The sequence below is a fragment of the Nonomuraea polychroma genome (genome assembly GCF_004011505.1).
Lineage (GTDB): Bacteria > Actinomycetota > Actinomycetes > Streptosporangiales > Streptosporangiaceae > Nonomuraea > Nonomuraea polychroma.
In genome coordinates this window covers 9,242,196-9,258,124 of the sequence record NZ_SAUN01000001.1, presented here as the reverse complement: position 1 = coordinate 9,258,124, position 15,929 = coordinate 9,242,196, and the positions used below count along the sequence as shown (strand labels likewise).

Annotated in this window: 14 protein-coding genes; 5 read left to right on the top strand and 9 right to left on the bottom strand. The window is 67.6% G+C overall.

Annotated elements, in window-relative coordinates:
• Positions 1 to 61: 61 nt before the first annotated feature.
• Positions 62 to 583, bottom strand: a complete 522-nt coding sequence (locus tag EDD27_RS42570; RefSeq protein ID WP_127937603.1) for a DUF6292 family protein — start codon at positions 581 to 583, stop codon at positions 62 to 64.
• A 348-nt stretch (positions 584 to 931) separates the two neighbouring features.
• On the opposite strand from EDD27_RS42570, the gene EDD27_RS42565 reads away from it, so the two are divergent.
• Positions 932 to 1,768, top strand: a complete 837-nt coding sequence (locus EDD27_RS42565; RefSeq protein WP_164904035.1) for a helix-turn-helix domain-containing protein — start codon at positions 932 to 934, stop codon at positions 1,766 to 1,768.
• A 26-nt stretch (positions 1,769 to 1,794) separates the two neighbouring features.
• Positions 1,795 to 1,977 carry a DUF397 domain-containing protein gene (locus EDD27_RS42560; protein ID WP_206641901.1) on the top strand — a complete coding sequence of 61 codons (183 nt, stop codon included), beginning with the start codon at positions 1,795 to 1,797 and terminating at the stop codon, positions 1,975 to 1,977.
• Positions 1,978 to 2,171: 194 nt separating this feature from the next.
• On the opposite strand, the gene EDD27_RS42555 is transcribed toward EDD27_RS42560, so the two are convergent.
• The 7 genes from EDD27_RS42555 to EDD27_RS42520 form a co-directional block, all read right to left on the bottom strand.
• On the bottom strand, positions 2,172 to 3,470 hold the full coding sequence (locus EDD27_RS42555) for a YncE family protein (protein WP_127937599.1): 1,299 nt from the start codon (positions 3,468 to 3,470) through the stop codon (positions 2,172 to 2,174).
• Positions 3,471 to 3,649: 179 nt separating this feature from the next.
• Positions 3,650 to 3,880 (bottom strand): hypothetical protein, encoded by a 231-nt coding sequence (locus EDD27_RS42550; RefSeq protein ID WP_127937597.1) that lies wholly within the window; start codon positions 3,878 to 3,880, stop codon positions 3,650 to 3,652.
• A gap of 152 nt (positions 3,881 to 4,032) precedes the next feature.
• Positions 4,033 to 4,983 carry a CU044_5270 family protein gene (locus EDD27_RS42545; protein WP_127937595.1) on the bottom strand — a complete coding sequence of 317 codons (951 nt, stop codon included), beginning with the start codon at positions 4,981 to 4,983 and terminating at the stop codon, positions 4,033 to 4,035.
• Entirely contained in the window at positions 4,976 to 5,575 is a 600-nt protein-coding gene (locus tag EDD27_RS42540) for an RNA polymerase sigma factor (RefSeq protein ID WP_338324691.1), read from the bottom strand. The genes EDD27_RS42545 and EDD27_RS42540 overlap by 8 nt, the downstream gene beginning before the upstream one ends.
• Positions 5,576 to 5,712: 137 nt before the next feature.
• Complete coding sequence (locus tag EDD27_RS42535) at positions 5,713 to 6,081, bottom strand: barstar family protein (RefSeq protein ID WP_127937591.1); 369 nt, start codon at positions 6,079 to 6,081, stop codon at positions 5,713 to 5,715.
• Between the two features lie 8 nt (positions 6,082 to 6,089).
• Entirely contained in the window at positions 6,090 to 6,503 is a 414-nt protein-coding gene (locus EDD27_RS42530) for a ribonuclease domain-containing protein (RefSeq protein WP_206641900.1), read from the bottom strand.
• A 348-nt stretch (positions 6,504 to 6,851) separates the two neighbouring features.
• Positions 6,852 to 7,841 carry a pirin family protein gene (locus EDD27_RS42520; RefSeq protein ID WP_164904034.1) on the bottom strand — a complete coding sequence of 330 codons (990 nt, stop codon included), beginning with the start codon at positions 7,839 to 7,841 and terminating at the stop codon, positions 6,852 to 6,854.
• Between the two features lie 265 nt (positions 7,842 to 8,106).
• On the opposite strand from EDD27_RS42520, the gene EDD27_RS42515 reads away from it, so the two are divergent.
• Entirely contained in the window at positions 8,107 to 8,574 is a 468-nt protein-coding gene (locus EDD27_RS42515; RefSeq protein ID WP_127937587.1) for a MarR family winged helix-turn-helix transcriptional regulator, read from the top strand.
• Between the two features lie 344 nt (positions 8,575 to 8,918).
• Positions 8,919 to 9,134 (top strand): hypothetical protein, encoded by a 216-nt coding sequence (locus EDD27_RS42510; RefSeq protein WP_127937585.1) that lies wholly within the window; start codon positions 8,919 to 8,921, stop codon positions 9,132 to 9,134.
• Between the two features lie 170 nt (positions 9,135 to 9,304).
• Here EDD27_RS42510 and EDD27_RS58075 read toward each other — a convergent pair whose 3' ends face one another.
• On the bottom strand, positions 9,305 to 13,567 hold the full coding sequence (locus tag EDD27_RS58075; protein WP_127937584.1) for a rhamnogalacturonan lyase family protein: 4,263 nt from the start codon (positions 13,565 to 13,567) through the stop codon (positions 9,305 to 9,307).
• Positions 13,568 to 13,982: 415 nt separating this feature from the next.
• Between EDD27_RS58075 and EDD27_RS42500 the strand changes: the two genes are divergently transcribed.
• Entirely contained in the window at positions 13,983 to 15,875 is a 1,893-nt protein-coding gene (locus EDD27_RS42500) for a helix-turn-helix domain-containing protein (RefSeq protein WP_127937582.1), read from the top strand.
• Positions 15,876 to 15,929: the final 54 nt, after the last annotated feature.

Sequence of the window (15,929 nt, the reverse complement as noted above, 5' to 3'; positions counted from 1 at the left end):
GGGCTCGGCCTGCGCCAACGCTGTTCCTGGAGTGATCGTGGCGGCCGCGAGGATGTGAAGACTAGGCGGCCGGCGCCCGGGTCGGGTCGTCCGGCGGCAGGTGGGCCCGCAGGCGATCGTCGAAGCCGTCGCGCACGTCGCGATAGGAACGATAGGAGGGCGGATACGGCCAGCCCCAGCGGCGCTCGGACCCTCGTGCCTGCCACCACCGCCGCGGACGGCGCAGCTCCCCGACGACGGCCAGCACCGTGTCGCCCACCTCTGCGGGGTCGGGCAGCACGTCGCCGCAGATGTAGCGCTGCTGCCTGAGCAGGGTCGGGCAGTGCGCATCGCCCTGCGCGAACATCCCGAACCTCCAGCCGGTCTCCTCGTCCCACGCCAGGGCGAGAACGGAGTCCTCGGCGAGGCCGGGCTCCTCGAGCACGATCGTGGCAGAGCGCGGGATGAACTCCGTGATCCAGTGCGTGCTCGGCTGGATCTCCCGGCGAACCAGTGCGAGGTAGACGTCGTGCAGGTAGCCGACGTGCAGTTCCTGCCAGTCCACGCGCCAGATGCCGCCGGAGGTCACCACATCCGAGCCCATCGGCCGGCTACTCCATCCCATGAGCCGGGAAGGGCATGGGTGCGCGCTGGCGTCGGCTTGCTCGTGCTGATCAAGCACATGAGAGGCTCCCATCGACGTTGCACAAGCCCGAAGGAGGCCCGCTCCTGGCGATGATCGGCCCGTGGGCTTCTCCATCAAGCCCTGGGTGTGCGTTGCCCGCTCGACCATTCGACGCCTCCCCAATGACCATAGTGGAGTATGGTAAGGCTGCATGCAATCTTGCATGCAGCCTTACTTCTGTGGCTCAATAGCTGGAGTGATCAAGGCAAGAGCGGGGCATCAGAGACATTTGGGATATATGCCGTGAGCGATGCATCTCCTCCTCCTGTGCAACGTCGCATCCTGGCGCGGGAGCTTCGCTACTTGAGGGAGCGAGCGTCCCTCACGGGTGACGACATCAAAGATCGTCTGGGCTGGTCACCGTCCAAGATCAGCCGGATAGAGAATGCCCGGATCAGCGTGTCCGAAGGCGACATCGAACTCCTGCTTGATCTCTACGATGCCACGCCTGGCCGACGGGAGCGCCTCCTCTCGCTGGCCAGGCAGACCCAGACGCCGCACTCCTGGCGGGCTTATACCGATGGGACGCGGGAGTTCCTGACGTTCATGAGCGTGGAGGCGATAGCCGAGTCCATCCGGCAGTGGGAGATCAACGTCGTGCCCGGCGTCGCGCAGACGGAGGCGTACGCGCGGCATCTCATCACGAGCTGGCGGGCGGTCGATCCGACGCTGACGCCGCGCCAGATCGAAGAGCGCGTCTCCATTCGGATGAAACGCCAAAAACGTTTTTTTCCGCCTGAATCATCTCGAATATGGATGATATTGGACGAAGCCGTATTGTTGCGGACGGTCGGTAGTCCGGCTATCATGTCCGAACAAATGAGGAAGCTGGTAGACTTTTCCGAGTTGCCTAACGTAACGCTTCAGGTCGTTCCCTTGGCGCAGTCTCGCAGCATAATCGGAGAGTCCTTTACCCTGCTGAATCTGGATGAAGGCGACCCGCTGGAACAGTGCCTGGTCTATATCGACGGTAATGTCGCCACCCAATTTTTGCTGGACGAGCAGCAGTCTGTCTATTATGAAAAGACGTTCGAGCAGCTCGCGGGTTCCGCGCTCGCGCCCGCCGTTTCACGTGAATTTGTCGCCAACCTGGCTCGTTCTTGATGCGGAGTCCACTACGCTTTCCACACATGGAACATGGGTGGAAGCGCTCCAGCTTCTGTGGTCATAACGGCAACTGCCTCGAGGTCCGCCTGCTCGAGAGTGGCGACGTTGCCATCAGGGACTCCAAAGACGTCAGTCTCCAGCCGCTCGTGATATCGGCGTCCGCCTACCGTCACCTGCTCGACAGGATCAAACACGGCGACGTCTGATCGATCAGCGCAGCCCACCGAAGCCCCTTCCGCCCAGCGGCCGACGCCGCCTGCCCGCGGTGTCGGCCACACAACGCCCTCCCGGTGAGGCGCCCGCCCTTACCCGGAGACCGGCGTCCCGGCTGTGGGCGTGGGTCCTCAAGCCGGGCCAGCCCTGCCGGTGACCGCGTGGTGGCAGGGCATGATGCCAGATGTCAGCGCACGCGCCGTACCCGGATGCCATGCGCGTCGGCGCGTTCGGCGCCGGCCGCGTCGACGTTGGTGATGGGGATCAGCCCGCGGATCTCACCGGTGCGGCCCTCGTCCGTCATGCGGATGATCAACATACCGGGGTCGGTGCCGTGCGAGGAGTGCGGGTCGCCGGAGAGCGGATTCGGTCCGCGTGTCGACGCGAACAACCACGCTCGGTCGGGGGAGCCGGCGAACAGGTCCACCGTCGGGTCGGCGCTGAACGGCGAGGTCAGCGGCACCGTGTTGACACGGGCGCCGGTGCGCCCGTCGAAGACCTCCGCCACGTTGCCGTCGCGGTCGCCCGCCCAGACGTGGCGTTCCCAGGCGCTGACGGCGGTGCCGTGCGCGTCCCGGTCCGGCGCGTCGTCGTCGAAGAGCCGCTCCACCGGAGGCGTGTTCGGCGGGTCGGAGGCGGAGTAGCCGCTACGCGGCATCCGGAAAACGCTGAACTGGTCGAGGTTGGCAGGGGTGCCGCCGCCCCCGTCGCCGAAGACGGCGCCCTTCGCTTCGATGAAGCCGCAGCCGTTCGCCGGCACGTGAGCCCCGTCGTACTCTGCCACGATGGTCATCGGCGTGGCGCGCCAGTCCACGACGAACATGCCGCCGCCCCGGAGGCTGACGAAGACCGGGCCGTTGTCCGAGGCGATGAAGGGGCAGATCGGCGCGTTGTCGGGGCGGGTGTCCGGCGACTGACAGGGCGCACCGCTGGGGGTGGTGCAGCCGGCCAGGTCCAGCGTGGCCGCGGGCTCCTGCGTGAACGCGCCGGCGGCGTAATCGGTGCGGATCCGCTCCAGCTTCTTGCCGTTCTGGTTGGCGATGATGAGGTAGCGGTCGTCCTCGGTCGGCCACAGGGCGTGCGCCTGCCGGGCGCCGCCCGCTCCGGCCTCGGTGGACAGGCAGGCGAGCGGGCGCCGGGAAGGGGCGTCGAAGATCACCACGTGGCCGCTGGCGACGAACGCGAGCGCCGCGTGGGTGTCGGCCTTGTTGAACACGATCATGTGGGGCCGGACCGGGTTCCGGCCGGTGTTCGCCAGGCACAGGGCGGAGGTGGCGCCGCCGAGGTCGATCGCTCCGGTCGGCCGGGCGGTGGACAGGCGTCTGGTGACGTCGTCGCCGTCGTAGACGTACACGGTGCCGCCGTGGGCGAGGCCGTTCGTGTCGGACTGGTCGACCAGCCATATCTCGTAGGAGTCCCTGGGGGCTTCGCCCGCCCCGACAGCGAAGGTCATCAGAAACGCGACGATCACGGCACGCCATCTCATGGCGAATCCCCCTGTCCCCACCCCGGCTCCGCTCGCAGTGTCTCCGCGATCTCAAATCAGGACAAGAGTTGATATTTCATGATTTAGCTGCGCGGTGAGAGTGCGCTGGAGAAACGGCTTCCGGCGCCGTACCCCGACGTCCCCGCCAGTCCCGGCGGACCGGCGGGCAGGGCCGGACGTCAGGGCTGCAGGTGCCGGGCCAGGTGGGCGAGGAGCCGGACGGGCAGCGAGGCCGTGGGCAGGACGGGCACCGGGTCGGCGAACCGGCCGCTACGGTGGTGGACCACGATCGGGTCGGTGGTGGCGAACTGCCACACCGCTTGGCCGGGACCGTACCAGTTGCAGGCCGCCATCAACGCCGTGCACGCCGACGCCCTGGCGCCCGCCGGCCCCGAGCGCGACTTCCTCACCGAACGGGCGTGATCGAGAAGTGGCGACCGCTTCCTGTCCCGCCTGGAGGCCCCTCCCCTCCGCCACCTCCCTCCCCCGAGGGACCGCCACCGAACTGCGGCGGGGTGACGGAGGGAGCGCAGCTCAGTCGCGGTGACGTGCGGAAACGGGGCTAGGGGACGTCGCCGGGCCGGTCCACGATGCCGGACGCGAGCAACACAGCGGCGAAGACGGCACCCTTCTTGTAGGCCACCTCTCCCCCGATCAGCTCGTCTTGCAGCCAGATCGACTGATCCGCCAGCACGCGGTAGGTACGAGGATCGAGAATGAGGTAGCGGCGTTGCCCCTCCTCACCGGGGGTGGATCGGAACATCCCGAGCCCGGTACGCCCGGTCGCGTCCCTGACACCCTGCTCGATCTTCACCCCCGGGATCTTCGCCATCGCGCGGAAGATGGCCGCCTCGAGGTCGGGCGGCATGACCGCCTGCTGGTTCAGGTACACCGAGAGGATGCGGTAGGCCCGCGAGTCCGGATCCTCGACGCCCTTCGGCACCCCCTCCTCCTTGGGGTAGTCGATCCAGTGCCGATCGCCTTGGACGTGCGCGAGCAGTGCGTCCGGATCCGTCGGGAGCTTGAGCAGCTTCTGCCGGTACTGCTGAGGCGAGAGATCATCATCCCCGGGATCGGGCGGAAGATCCTGCACCTGGAAGTTCCCCTCCGGGTCCCGTCCGGCACTCTGCTTGCCGTCATAGCGCAGCCAGCTCTCGTACGTCCTGGTCCGGCCGTCGGCAGGCTGCACGTTGAGGGTCTTGGTGTACTGCCACTGATCGGGTCTGGGCTCCGGCGCGTCGGCACGCTTCTCGACGGTCTTCGCCGCCTCTTCCAGCACGGTCTTCGAGTTGAGCAGGACCGTCTCCGCGGCAGGAAGGGTCCGTTCTTCCGGTGGCCTGTGGGCCATCGAGACGGCGATCACGACGACCGCCACGGCCGCGACCAGAACCGACGGCATGATCACGAACCTCCGCCTGCGCCGCATCACCCGACGGCGGACCCTGCGCAGCCGGACGGCGTCCGGCTGTGGCGCGTCGGCACGCATCTCACCGAGGATCGTCAGGTCATCCACGCTCTGTCTCCTCCTCGTCCGTGACGACGGCGGACGGATCGACGCCGCCCAGCGCCGCGCGCGTCTTCTTCCTGGCGCGATGCAGCCGCGAGCGGACCGTGCCAATGGGTATGCCGAGGGCGAGCGCCACTTCCTCGTAGCTCAGATCCGCCCAGGCGATCAACAAGAGGACCTCGCGGTCTTCCGGCGACAGCACCGCGAGCGCCCCCGCGAGATCACGGTGTGCCGCCGACGCGGAGACGCGGGCCTCGACCCGGTCGGCGTAGCTCTCCGCCACTTCGTCGACTCCAGTCCTCGCCAAGGCGAGGTAGAAACGCACTTCGGTACGGCGATGCTTGCCGATCACGTTGGCCGCGATGCCGTACAGCCAAGGGCGGGCGTCGGGATGGCTGACGTCGTAGCGGTCACGGCGCTTGAAGGCGGCCAGGAACGTCTCCGCCACGACATCGTCGGCCAGCGAGTCGCCCAGCCGCCGCGTCACATAGCGGTGCAGGGCGGGCGCATGCCGGTCGAATAACGCCGCGAAGGCGTCGGGATCACGCCTGGACCGCTGGATCAGCGTCGCGTCCTCCAGGCTCACATCGGCTCTCAAAGCCTGTGCTCCGTTCCTCGGTGTGGTCATCCTCTTTCACCCGAAGTCGGGATTCGAGTTCTCGACCAAGCTCCACACCGTCAGGCACGCGGAGTACGCAGGGTGCCGCTCACGAGAGTGGGGCACCCGGATGACAGTCAGGTCAGGGCGGCGGTGGTCCGTTGCCGGAGCAGGGCCTCATGGCCTGGGTCGGTGCACAGAGTCACGGTCAGCCCGGCCTCTGCAGCGTCGGCGAGGACGGCCAGCAAGGTAGCGAACTGCTCGGGAGGTTCGGCGCCGAGCAGTTCCTCGGCGTGCTCCACGATCAGGGCGATGGCGCCCGTGTCGCGCAGGCAATCGGTGAGGGCGTCCCAATTGCGGCCGAAGTAGTCGGGGAAGTGCAGAACCCGCGCCACCTCCTCGAAGAAGGCGGCGCGGGTCCGGCAAGCCCGCCCATCGATCACCGCCGGCGCCGGGCCGGTGGACACCGTCAGCCAGTACGGCAGCGGACGTGCGGCGGAGGTCATGGGTGTTCCTAGAGTCGGTAGAAGTCGGTGTAGTGGTTGGGCGAGAACCACGCCACGCCGGTGCTGCGGTTGACCACGATCCGGTAGGCGTCACGCGCGGCACCGTACGGCCGGGAGTACACGTCGTACTCATAGTAGGTGGCGCCGCTGGGCAGCTGGCCCTCGCGGTTGTAGAAGCGTCCGCCGGCGAAGTTGTACTTGCCGTCCGGCCAGGAGTACCAGCCTCTGGTGGTGGGGTAGCCCTTGGAAGCCCAGATCGATTTGGCCGTGCGCGCGTCGGCGCAGCGCGAGATCGTGCAGGAGCCGTAGACGGCGGCGTTGGCGGGGGTGATGTGGACCAGGGCGATCAGGGAGGTGATGGCGGCGAGGATGACGGTGAGCCTTACCGTCCAGGAAGGGCCAGACCGTTGCGAAGTGTGCACGAAGCCTCCTTGCGGGGATGCGACGGACACCGTCATGATCACCGCTGATCGCGGTCAATAAAGACAAAGATGGCTAAAGGGATGATGAACACTTCACGGATGTCTCACGTGAGGTGCGGGATCTCGTCTGCGTGGGTGCTCGGCGTGCGGTGGGGACATCGGCCAGGCTCGCGTAGACGTCCTTGCCCTGGGCGCGGGCTTGGCCGACCATCTGGTCGGCTCCTTCGGAGGGACCGCCGATGCGCAGGACCGCGTCGCAGCGGGACAGCAGGTCATCTCCCGACACGCCCAGGATGTGAGAATGCCTGAACCGCGTCCACGTCACGTACCACCGCGGTGTGACACGGCCTAGTGACGTGGGGGGTTCCCCCGCGGCTTGATGGTGGCGTTGGGCAGAGCAGGCGCCGGAAGGCGGTCCCCCGGATATCCCGCGACGACGCCGAAGCGGTCGGAGGAAGCCTCCCAGTCTTCTCGGGCCCGCACGATGTCCTCATGCGTGCGGCCGATGAAGTTCCACCACATGACGATCTCCTCCTCGAACGGAGTGCCGCCGAGCAGGATCGTCCGCGCCGGGCCGTCCGACACGTTCTCCAGCACAAGGGCGTCGACGCCGGGGCGGACATAACCGAGCTCCGCCGGGCGCAGCACGGTGCCGGCCACGCGGACGTCCCCGCTGTCCACCAGAACGCCGTGCTCGAAAGCGGTGTCCACGGTGAGTGTGATCGCCGCGCGCGGTTCAAGGGTGATCTCGGTGCCGAGCAGGGGTGTGAAAGTCCGCACCGGGGAGACGTCTCCGGCGAGCGAGCCCAGGAACACCCTGATCTCGGCCCCGTCGATGCGCATGGGTTCGGGTACGTGGTGCTGAAAATCCCGTTCGGCGTTGCGGTGCTCTTCGGGCAGCGCCACCCACAACTGGACGCCGTGGAGGATGGTGGTGCGCGGAGTGGAGACCTCCGAGTGGGCGATGCCGTACCCGCCGGTCATGAGGTTCATCTCACCGGGCCGGATGAAGGCGTGACTGCCGAGACTGTCGCGGTGTTCGACCTCCCCGCTGAACAGCCAGCTCACCGTCTGCAGGCCGGTGTGCGGATGCGGCGCCACCTCCATGCCACCCGTCCGGGCCACGTCATCGGGGCCGTAGTGATCGGCGAAGCACCAGGCCCCGATCAACGTCCGGGCCCGCTGTGGCAGGGTGCGCCGCACGGACATCGCCCGCGGCCCGCCGAGAGGTACGTTCCGCGCAGAGAGCACGTCGACCTCGGGCGCCGCAGTCGGCCGCCTGTCGTCCGCCGGCTCTCCACACCTCATCTCGACAGGCTGGGCTTCCACATTGCTCACCGAAACCACCCCACCCAATCTGTTCTCTCTTCAACTACCAACGGGACTGCACGCTTCCATGATCCGGCCTACGCGGCGGTGAATGCGCCGGCCGCCGCCTTGGGCACCGGTCGCACCGACCACTGCGATCACTTTCTTGTCCGCCACGGCATTTGCCCCTCCGTTGCATGAGAGCCTGAGCGTACATGACGCATCAGTTGATATGTCATGTACCTTAGCGAAAAAGATGCATGACATGTCAAGGGCCTGGGTAGACTCCAGCCGTATGAACGACACGCCCCAGTGGCTGAGCCCGGCCGAGCAGGACGCCTGGCGCAGCTACATCCGCCTGCACCTGAGGCTCACTGCCCGGCTGGGCCGTGACCTGCAGGCGCACTCCAAGCTGTCCGGTGCGGACTATGAGATCCTCGTCGCGCTCACCGACACCCCCGACGGCCGCCAGCGATTCCAGGACCTGGCCAAGACGGTGGAGTGGGAGCAGAGCCGCCTGTCCCACCAGATCGCGAGAATGATCAAACGCGGTCTGGTGGCCCGGGAGGAATGTGCCGAGGACGGGCGTGCGGCCTTTGTCGTCCTGACACCCACCGGCCGGAAAGTCATCGAAGCCGCCGCCCCTCAGCATGTGGCCATGGTCCGCCGCCTGGTCATCGACGCCCTGACTCCGGACGAACTCGCCACGCTGGCGCGGATCTCCAATCGCATCCTCGAACAACTGGACAACGTGAAATCATGACGCTGATCCCCTTACGGGTAATTTGCCGTCCCCATGTCGCCGCCTGAAAGAGTCAGGGGAAGCGCTGTCCAGAATTCCGCCGGCGGGGTAAATGTGCGCTGGAAGGCTCGGAGTGGCTTCCTGGGTGTGATGCCGTATTTTCTCTAGGCGCGCGGCTGATTACGCGTATGTGGTGACGTGCCAGAAATGAGAATCTACCTGTGGCCGGGAGATTCCGCCTGACATCGCGATTAGTCTGAATGGTGTTCAGCGCTGTATCGGCGCATCCCGGGAGCCCGGAACCGACGCTCATCATCCGATCCCATCAATCCGAGGTTCGGTCTCACTTCAGGGAGTGATCTCTGATGCTCAAGCGTTTGCTTCTCGCCGTCGCGCTGGCGGCGCCCACGCTCCTCACCTCCGCAACCATCACCGGCGCCGCGCAGGCCTCCGACGCGACTGTCTGCGCGCAGGCCCGGCACGCCGCCCACGCCTCCAGCACGGCCCAGCAGTGTGAGTGGCGACGGAACTGCTACTGGTGCTACGAGAACGGACGCTGGGAGCGCCAGTACTGCAGGTAGCCGCATCGGCGGTTGACCTCGACGAAACAACCGCAGCCCCGCGAAGCACCAGCCTCGCGGGGCTGCCCGTGCGTCAAGCCGGCGGTGGCAAGCGACCAGAAGGACCTCCGTGTGGTGCGGGACCGGGGGTCCGGCACCACATCACATCGGAGGTCCTCCTGTGGATATGGCTAGCGCGCCCGCGTGTAGACGATGCGCGGAGCCTCAGGGGCGGTCATGCCGTTCCCGATGAAGAAGCCCGCCTGCGGCGGCTGGTTGTAACCGACGTTCTGCCAGGCCACCGAGAGCCGGTACACGGGGTCGTGCATCAGCGTGGGGATCCTGAGGTCGGTCACGTCAACGGTCGTGTAGAGACGCAGCTTGGTGCTGTCCTGGGACCGCCAGATGATCTCCTCCCGCCAGTCTCCGACCAGGTCGGCCTGGAGCGTCGGCGTCCCCTTGGTGGAGTTGTTGGAGTAGGTGCCCTCCGCGCGGAGGATCTCCTTGCTCGCGGTGCCGTCCCACTTGGAGATCGTGCCGACGCCGACGCCCTTGGCCTGGTCGTGGGCGTGGTCGACGATCTCGCGCAGCGGGTCGCCGTCCCACCAGGCGAGGAAGTTCGCCGCCGGGATCGACTGCCCGAGCAGCTCGCCGGAGGCGGAGCGCAGCTCACCCTGCGTGGAGTTCCACTCGCCCGTCGCCGTGACCGCCCACGCCTCGGCGCCCGGGTGCTTGGGGTCGATGTCGGCGGCGGCGGCGCGGCCGGTGTCCTTCGTGGCGGGCATCGACCAGAGCACCTCGCCCGTGTCGGCGTCCCTGAAGGTGGCGCCGCGGTTGCCGCTCGAGCCCATGTCCTCGTGGGCCGCGAACACCTCGTAGCCGGGCCGGCTCGGGTCCAGGTCGGTGACGTGCAACGCGTCACCGTGACCCAGCCGGGTGTTGTACAGGCCCTCGCCGTCGTCGTCGATGGCCATCGAGCCGAACACGATCTCATCCTTCTGGTCACCGTCGAGATCCGCGACGGACAGGTTGTGGTTGCCCTGTCCCGCGAAGGCGCCGTTGCCGGGGGTGCTGGAGTCGAAGACCCACCGCTGCTTCAGGTCCTTGCCGTCGAAGTCGTAGGCGGCCAGGACCGTACGCGTGTAGTAACCGCGGCTGAAGACGACCGACGGGTGCTCGCCGTCGAGGTAGGAGACGGCCGCGAGGAACCGGTCCACGCGGTTGCCGTACGCGTCGCCCCACGCCGCCACGTCGCCGCGCGGCGGGGTGTAGTCGACGGTGTCGATCGCCTTGCCCGTGGTCCCTTCGAACACCGTCAGGTACTCGGGACCCGACAGCACGTACCCGCTGGAGTTGCGGTAGTCCCTGCTGGGGTTGCCCAGGACGGTGCCCGCGCCGTCGACGGTGCCGTCGGCGGTCTTCATGACCACCTCCGACCTGCCGTCGCCGTCGAGGTCGTAGACCATCAGCTGGGTGTAGTGGGCTCCCGCGCGGATGTTCTTGCCGAGCGAGATGCGCCACTTCCGCTTGCCCGCCATCGTGTACGCGTCCACGTAGACGAGCCCGGTGTAGCCGGCCTGGGAGTTGTCCTTGGCGTTGCTCGGGTTCCAGACGAGGACCAGGTCGAGCTCGCCGTCGCCGTCCAGGTCCCCGACCGAGGCGTCGCCCGCGCTGTAGGTGTACGGCTGGCCGTCCTTGGTGTAGTCGTCAGCCGGCTTGTCCAGCGCGATCTCCGTGTACGGCTGACTCCACACGCCGAACTCGGCTGTCGGGTCACCGCCCACGGGGGCCACTCGATAGACCGATTGTGCGGTTCCGTCAGGGTCGAGGTGGTTCGTGGCGCCCGTGATCTCCTTGATCTTCTTGCCGTCGCGCCAGATCTCGAACGCCTGGCCGGAGTCGTCCAGCCCGAGCAGCCGCCAGCCGAGGTAGACGCCCGAGCCGGTGGCGACGGCGACCGGCGCCCGGTTGAGGCGCTCCATCTGCCGCTTCAGCTTGGCGGCCGCCCGCGAGGCGGTCGACGGCGAGGGCTCGGAGGCGCCGCCCCTGTTGACGGCCACGATCCGGTAGTGGAAGGGCACCGTCGTGAGGACCTTGTCGTCGGTGAACGACGGGTTCTGCGTGCTCCCGATCAGCTTGTACGGCCCCTCAGCCTTCTCGGCTCGCTGGACCCGGTACAGCAGCGCGCCGTCGACTCCGCTCCAGCGCAGTTCCACGCTGTCCTTCTCCACCTGCCCGAGGCGCGGCGCCTGCGGCACGGCCGGCGGCGTCACCGAGTCGTCCACGGTGGCGACCTTGACCGCGACCGAGGGCACCGACTCGTCTCCGGCGGGGTCGAGAGCGGTCACCGTGTAGTCGTAGCGGGAGCCGATCTGGGCGGTCTTGTCGGTGTAGGACGTGTCCGCCACCTTGCCGAGCAGGGTGGGCTTGGCGTCGCCCTCCTCGGCCCGGAAGATCCGGTAGCCGGCCGCCCCGTCCGTCGCGGTCCAGCTCAGCGGGACACTGGCGGAGATCCCGTCGAAGGAGACGGATCCGGCGCGCAGTCCCTCGGGAGCCGTCAGGATCGGGGTGATCTCCAGGCCGTTGAGGTGGGCGGTGGTGCCGGACACCACGACGTTCAGCTGCCCGTCGGTGACCTTGATCCCGGAGATGGCGGTCGTGGCGACGCTTCTGCTGCTGGAGACGGCGACGGCGGTGCCGCCCTCCGCGGAGATGTTCGTCCGCGCGGTGCCCAGCAGGTCGCCCACGTACGCCTTCAGGCCGTACAGGCCGTTCGGCACGTCCACCTTGAACTCGTAGGAGCCGCCGAAGTAGGCCACGAAGTCCCGGCCGAGGTCGTCCAGCGCGCTGCCGCGGTCCCGGTCGATCATGTTCGCGGAGCTCGTGAGGCCGAAGCCCTTCTCAGACGTGTAGATCGTCGCCCGCGTGACCTGGGTGTACCCGGCGGCGACCGGCCCGGTGGCGGGACCGAAGTCGTACTTGTACAGGGCCCGCTTGGTGGTGATCGTCACGGGGTCGGACGGCTCGGAGTCGCCGCGACCGTTCACCGCCACCACGCGGAACTCGTACGTCTTGCCCTCCGCCAGGCCCGAGACCGAAGCCTGCGGGATTGCCGAGGTGGTGGCCAGTGCGCCGTCGCGGAGCACCTTGTAGACGTCGGCGGACTCCGCGGCGTCCCACTTCAGCACGGCGCCCGCGTTCGAGATGCCGCCCGCCACCAGTCCGGTGGGCTTGGCGGGGACGGCGGCGGGCGGCTCGATCTCCCGCACCAGTCCCGACAGCGGCAGTCCCAGCGCCTTCACGCCGCCCGCGACCAGGCGGGCCATCTGGATGGCGCCGTACTCCTGGAAGTGGGTGTTGTCCGTGGCGCCGTTCGGCCAGGCGCCGTAGACGCCCGCGGGGACGTGCAGGAACACCGACTTGGCCGCCTCCGGCCCGATGCCGTCCAGGTATTCCCTGCTCAGGGTGGAGAGGTCGATCAGGGCGACGTTCTCCTCCTGGGCCAGCTCCTTCATCTTCGCCACGTAGTCCGGGAAGGAGACGTTGAACTTGCCGGTCGTGGCGTTGTAGTCGAGCCGGGAGACGGGCGTGACCAGGACCGGGGTCGCGCCCCGCTGCCTGGCGCCGTTGACGTAGACCTTCAGGTACTCCTTGTAGTCCGCGGGGGAGGCGTACCGGTCGGGGATGCCGACGGTCGCGTCGTTGTGCCCGAACTGGACGAAGAAGTAGTCGCCGGGCCTGATGGCGCGCAGGACCGTGTCGAGGCGGCCCTGAGAGATGAAGTTCTTGGAGCTGCGGCCGCCGATGGCGTGGTTGTCGAAGGCGACGCCCGTGGTGAAGAACTGCTCGATCATCTGACCCCACCCGGCCTCGGGCGCCCAGTACGGGTCATAGGTCTGGACGGTCGAGTCGCCCGCGATGTACGCGGTCGGGATCGTGCCGGGGGTGCGGTCGGCCTGCCGTGTGATCACCAAAGAGTTGATCTTGGGTGCGGTGCCGGAGAAGACGAAATCCATCTTCCCGTCCACCAGGGCGATGCCGAAGGACATCTCCAGGTACTGGCCTGCTGCCTTGGCGGTCTGCTGCACCTTGGCCATCGACTCGACCGTGATGGCGAGGTCGGTCGCCTCGGTGGCGTCACCGGCGATGAGTGAGACGGTGTAGTCGCCGTTGGGCAGGTCGACGCTGAAGGTGGCGCCGCCGGTGGCGACGAAGTCGGATCGGAGCGCGTCAGCCGTGGCTCTGTCGGCCGAGGTCAGGCCGGAGGTGTCGGCGAAGCCGTATCCCTGGGCGGAGCTGTAGCCGGTGGCCTCGGTGACGCGGGTGTAGCCCTCCTGGAGGGCGCTGTCGGAGGTGCCGAAGTCGAAGGCACGGTCAGCCTCCCCGGCCTGGGCCTGAGTCGGCGTTAGCGCTAACAAGCCCAGAACGAGGGCAATGGCCGCGGTCTTGCGCATGGGGCGTCCATTCGGGTGGTGCGGGGGCGTGGGGGTGTTTCGGCGCGATTGAATCGTTTTAATCGAAGGTCCGAAACCAAGTGTGATCGGAAACTCACACCGGTGTCAACGGGGAGGTGATCGCGCCCCTGATTTCCGCGTACGAGCAGCCTGGCGGTAGCCGTCGAGCACATCCCGCCGCAGCAGGTGCTCGCCCTTGCCTGCTCCAGCAGGCCCAGCGCTGCCACGCCGGAGCCGAGCGCTGCGGCGGTCGCGGGCTTCGGCCACACCAAGATCAGCGGTGGTGCGCTTCAGCTGTATCCGCTGGCTGTAATCAGGCGCTACTTTTGTGTGACTGATCACTTGGGTGCGGCTTGCCCGGTATGGGCTGCCACCACACGAGCCGGTGCTTTGCCGGCGCTGGAGAGGAGCACATATGCCAACTCTCAGCGGTTTGGTGCGCCAGCCCGATTTGGGCCTGCGGTTCGTGGACCCTGAGGACGTGGTTCAGTTCGGTGAGAGGCCGGTGGCGGCGGTCGCCGAGGGGATGTGGGCGGCGAGCGGGGGAGTCAGGGCGCCGATGCTCGCGCTGAACGATGTGCTGCTCGTCCTGCCGGCCGGGCCGCGCATCGATTGGCCGGCCGTAGGCAACGCCGCCGGAGTGATCCTTGCGGGAGCCATCGAAGATGACACTCTGTCGGAATCGTTGCTGGCCGCCAGAAGACACGGCGTTCCGTTGCTCGCCGTGTCGGATGACGCGCCACACATCTGTGCCCGAATCCACCCCGTCATCCGCCAGGAACAGCGGCGCGAGCTCCACGAGCACACCGATCAGCTGAAGGCAATGCAACGCATTGCGCTGCAGCCGGATGGCCTGAGCCGTCTTCTGCAATGGCTCGCCCGGCAGATATCCGGGCACGCGATGCTGGTCGACCCCTCTGGTTCTCCGTTGTACGCCTTCCCCGGGCCCCCAGGGGAGCTCTTCTCCCGGGCGGAGAAGGACATCCGCCGCGTCGTCACCAAGCAGACCCGATCCGCCGCCATCAGCCTGGGCACGCAGGTCGCCCACATCATGTCCATCGGCAGTCAGGAGCCGAACCCGGTTCTCATCGTCGCCAGGGACGAACCGTTCCCCTCGGAGATGCGGAGCCTGGTGTCCGACGTCGCGGGCCTGCTGTGGCTTCGGTGGCGGATGGACGAGCTCGGCCGACACTCGCGGCAGGTCGAGCTGGCGGAGTCACACAGCCGCGAGGCGGCCCTGCATCTGCTCATGCTCGGCCACGTCCAGGCGGCAAGACGCGTTGCCGGGGCTTTGGGGGCGCGGCTTCCCGATCTCACGCGCGTCTACATCGTGGAGTGCCCGGCGAACCGCAGAGGTGATTACGCCAGGAGGTGCGCCGAGGTCACCGAGGGCCGCGCGTGGATCGTGCCCTGTCCCGTCTATACCCGCCAGCTCATCATCCTGGCCCCGGCCGACTCAGAAGAGGCGGACAACCCGCTGGACCAGGCGTTGCGTGCCTTGGTGGCGAGCAACCCGGGATGCTACGTCGGAGCCGGGCGACTCGTGAACCTCCGCGACTTGGCGGCAGGCTACCAACAGGCGTTTCATGCGCTCGCGGTCGCCAGGGGAATCGACGCGCGGTGCGCGACAGCGAGTTCGCGCGAGGACATAGCAACGCTCGTGGGCGCGGGAGGCCGCCGATGGGCGACTGGATCACTGCGCCGCCTGCTGGATCATCGGCCCGAACGCCGCCAGGATCCCGACGCGGAGGAGTTGAAGGAGACCCTCACGTCCTGGCTCACCTTCTCCAGCGCAGCGACGCGTCAGCTGAAGATCCACCGCAACACGCTGTCCGCCCGGCTGCGCCACATCGAACGACTCCTGGCCTGCGATTTGCACGATCTCGCAATGCAGGCGGAAACGCAGCTCGCGCTGCGCCTCCTCGCTCAGCCGTCACGGCCCGACAGCGACGAACCCGGCGAAGTGACGCTGGACGCGCTCCTCGGCACTCCTGCGGTGTTCCACTGGGCGGAGTCGTATCTCACGCCGCTTCACCAGGGCGACCCGCGTCTTCTCGAGACCTTACAGACCTGGCTCAAGAGCAATGCCCGGCTGGACACGACCGCGTCGATGCTGGGACTGACCGTGCCGGCCGTGCGCAAGCGCCTGGTCCGCGTTGAAGGCATTCTTTCCCGGTCTTTGCTGAATGCGCCTTCCGCGCGGCACGACATTGTGCTCGCCTTCCGCATATTGGATGCGCCCCGGCGACCGCAGCAGGACACCGCCCCAGCCGCGGCCTCTCCCCTGACAGAAGCCTCCACAAGCTGACCCAGCAGCCTGAAACCGGCTGACCGCATCACTGTGCAGATCGAAACCGGAAGA

Coding starts and splice junctions, on each gene's coding strand:
- EDD27_RS42570 (WP_127937603.1), bottom strand. CDS start 583: ATGGGCTCGGATGTGGTGACCTCCGGCGGCATCTGGCGCGTGGACTGG.
- EDD27_RS42560 (WP_206641901.1), top strand. CDS start 1,795: ATGGAACATGGGTGGAAGCGCTCCAGCTTCTGTGGTCATAACGGCAAC.
- EDD27_RS42555 (WP_127937599.1), bottom strand. CDS start 3,470: ATGAGATGGCGTGCCGTGATCGTCGCGTTTCTGATGACCTTCGCTGTC.
- EDD27_RS42535 (WP_127937591.1), bottom strand. CDS start 6,081: ATGACCTCCGCCGCACGTCCGCTGCCGTACTGGCTGACGGTGTCCACC.
- EDD27_RS42515 (WP_127937587.1), top strand. CDS start 8,107: ATGAACGACACGCCCCAGTGGCTGAGCCCGGCCGAGCAGGACGCCTGG.
- EDD27_RS42510 (WP_127937585.1), top strand. CDS start 8,919: ATGCTCAAGCGTTTGCTTCTCGCCGTCGCGCTGGCGGCGCCCACGCTC.
- EDD27_RS58075 (WP_127937584.1), bottom strand. CDS start 13,567: ATGCGCAAGACCGCGGCCATTGCCCTCGTTCTGGGCTTGTTAGCGCTA.
- EDD27_RS42500 (WP_127937582.1), top strand. CDS start 13,983: ATGCCAACTCTCAGCGGTTTGGTGCGCCAGCCCGATTTGGGCCTGCGG.